At 73.4% G+C, this 2,593-nt stretch carries 4 protein-coding genes; all 4 read right to left on the minus strand.

Features of this window, described 5'->3' with window-relative positions:
- A partial coding sequence (locus ACOJTC_RS01015) for a hypothetical protein (protein ID WP_420115376.1) occupies window positions 1–1,167 on the minus strand: 1,167 nt, incomplete at its 3' end.
- A 105-nt stretch (window positions 1,168–1,272) separates the two neighbouring features.
- Window positions 1,273–1,605 (minus strand): hypothetical protein, encoded by a 333-nt coding sequence (locus tag ACOJTC_RS01020; RefSeq protein ID WP_208567479.1) that lies wholly within the window; start codon window positions 1,603–1,605, stop codon window positions 1,273–1,275.
- Window positions 1,605–2,051 (minus strand): YbaB/EbfC family nucleoid-associated protein, encoded by a 447-nt coding sequence (locus ACOJTC_RS01025; protein WP_420115377.1) that lies wholly within the window; start codon window positions 2,049–2,051, stop codon window positions 1,605–1,607. Before ACOJTC_RS01025 ends, ACOJTC_RS01020 begins: the two co-directional genes overlap by 1 nt.
- An 83-nt stretch (window positions 2,052–2,134) precedes the next feature.
- A partial coding sequence (locus tag ACOJTC_RS01030; protein WP_420115378.1) for a hypothetical protein occupies window positions 2,135–2,593 on the minus strand: 459 nt, incomplete at its 5' end.

Below are 2,593 nucleotides of genomic sequence, written 5' to 3' on the forward strand. Positions count from 1 at the left end.
GCCGGGGATCGCACCACCGGGGATCGCACCGCCGGGCGTCGGTCCACCGGGGATCGCACCGCCGGTGCCGGTGCCGCCGGCACCCGCCCCGGGCACGGCGGTCACCGCCTCGGCGTACGAAGGTGGTTGGTGGTACGCCGGCAGGCGGACCGGGTCGTACGCGGGCAACTGCTCGTCCGTCACCGGGTCCGCAAGCGCCGACGGGTCCGCCTTACGGTCCCGGTCACCGCTCGTGGCCTTGTTCAGCTGCTGGCCGATGGCGGTGCCGGCGACGCTCGCCACCCCGGAGAGCGCACCCGCGACGACGGCCGCGCCGTCGGCGTCCCACTCGCCGGTCGTCATGCCGTTGTAGACGAACTCGGTCAGCCACTCGCTGATGCCCTCGTTGGCGACCTCCTGGGCCGCCTCACCCGGCCGGAAGCCGTGCGGGTCCGGGGTGTTCGACGAAGCCGTCAGCCCGACCCGCCGGCCGATGTTGGTGGACCGGACCAGCCGCTCCAGCCCCTGCATGAGCCCGCCGAGGCCGAGGCCGACCGCGCCGCCGAGCGAGCCGACCTCGGCGGCGGCACGGGTCAGCTCGTTGTTCCAGCCGTCCCGGGTGTGGTTGCGGATCTGGTAGAGCTGCACCAGCCGGTCCATCACCGTCTGGAGGCCGATCCCGACGGCCTGCGCCATGGCGACCTGGAACAGGACCCGGGTGGTGACGTTCTGGAAGATGACCCGCATGATCACCCGGCCGACCGCGAGTCGGGCCAGCGCGGCGCCCGGGTTGATCCAGGCGATCGCCAGCGCCGTCAGCAGTTCCACCATCAGGGCGAGCAGCGCCGCGATGATCATCAGCTTGGCGTACTGCACCTCGGTGGCGGTGCCCCGGTAGCTGTCCCCCATCCGGTTGGTGTACTTCGACACCAGACCGAGGTAGCCCGGGCTGTGCAGGACGTAGCGCTCCATCGTGTCGACGAACGAGTCCTCGGCCTGCCCGTTCACCCCGGCCCGGTACGCCCGTACCCCGTCGCCGAACGTCTCGCTCGACGTGGCCACCTGCTCGGCGGCCTGCCGCAGCGCCTCGGCGGTGGCGAAGAGGTTGGTCTCGTCGGCCTTCGGAAACTTCTCGCCGACCAGGAACCGCAGGAAGTTGGCCAGTTCGGCCGAAACCTCGATCGCCACCGGAGACCACCCCTCGTCGTCACGCCGTTGTCAGGTGTTGCGCCAGAGCACTGAAGGCCCGTGCGCCGGAGCACTGCCGCCCGGGGCGGGCAGCGCCGTCGGCCGTTAGGTGTGCCGCCCGCTGTTGACCCCGCCGGAGATGTCGGCGTTGGTCGACTCCATGTCCGCCAGGAGTCGGCCCAGTTCCCGCAGGTCCTCCTGGTAGCCCTGGGGCACCGCGCCGAGCAGCTTGATGAGGTCCGCGCCGACCGACGCCTTCGGCAGGTTCGCCACGATCTCGTCGATGTCCGCGTACGGTTCCCCGACGAGTCCGGGATGGTCGGTGTCGCTGCGCCGCAGCGCCCGCTGGACCCGGTCCAGTTCCTCGGTGAACGGGTCGAAGTTCGGGTTGGTCAGCCGGCCGGTGTCCGCACCGATCGGCCCCACGGCCGGGGGCATCAGTGGGCTCCGGCCGGGGGCGTCGGCGTCGGGTCGTCGTCCGGCCCGACCGTCCGGAACATCTCGTTGAGCAGCTGGTCCATCGGCAGCGGGCCGTGTTCCGGGTCGGCCCCGCCGGTCAGCAGGTCCATCATGGGCAGGCCGGCGGGGAGCAGCGACTCGAACGCGGCCACGGTACGGGCCATCGCCTCACCCCGGGCCGCCTCGATCGTGTCGACCAGCAGCTCCCCCAGCTCCGGACCGGCCATCGTCCGGTACGCCGAGGTCGGAAACTTGATCCCCGTGACCGCTCCCCGACTGTCGACGGTCACCGCCACCGCCCGGTTCTTCGCGGTGACCGTGCTGTAGACGGTGTGCAGGCCACCCTGGATCTCGTCGATCGCGGCCTTCTGCCGTTCGAGTTCGGCGAGCGCCTGCACGACCTGGTTGGACAAAGGACTCGACATCTGTCCTCACCACCGGTTGTCTCTGCGGTTCGTCTGCTGCGGGGCACCACGACGGTCGACCCGTCGTGCGGCGCCGACGGCGGTCAACCCCGGCCGCGCGCCTGGTCCCGGCCGTGCACCACCGGGCCGGCGGTGGGGGTCTGCTCCACCTGCACCGGTGTCGCCACCGGCCGCCGCCTCGGCGGGTCGGTCCGGCCGACCACGGCCGCCGTACACGTCGGGTCGGCTCCCCATGCCTGCTCGTCCTCGGTCAGCCGGGTGGTGCGGCGGGTGTCGTCGCCCTCCCGGCCCGGTGCGCCGATCGGCGGCAGGACCGGCGGCCCGAACGGCCGGCCGCCGAGCTGGCCGGGTGCCGGGGGGCCGCTGCCCGCCGCGCCCGACAACCCCGGGCCACCGGTCACACCGGACGACCCGGCACCGCCGGGCAGCCCCGCGCCTGCGGGCAACCCCGCGCCGCCGGCACCGCCGAGCGGGCCGGCGAGCAGGGCGGCGTGTTCCCGGCCGACGGCGGAGCCGCCGACGGCCGCCCGCGACGGCGGGGC

It is taken from the genome of Micromonospora sp. (assembly GCF_048594385.1).
GTDB lineage: Bacteria > Actinomycetota > Actinomycetes > Mycobacteriales > Micromonosporaceae > Micromonospora > Micromonospora wenchangensis.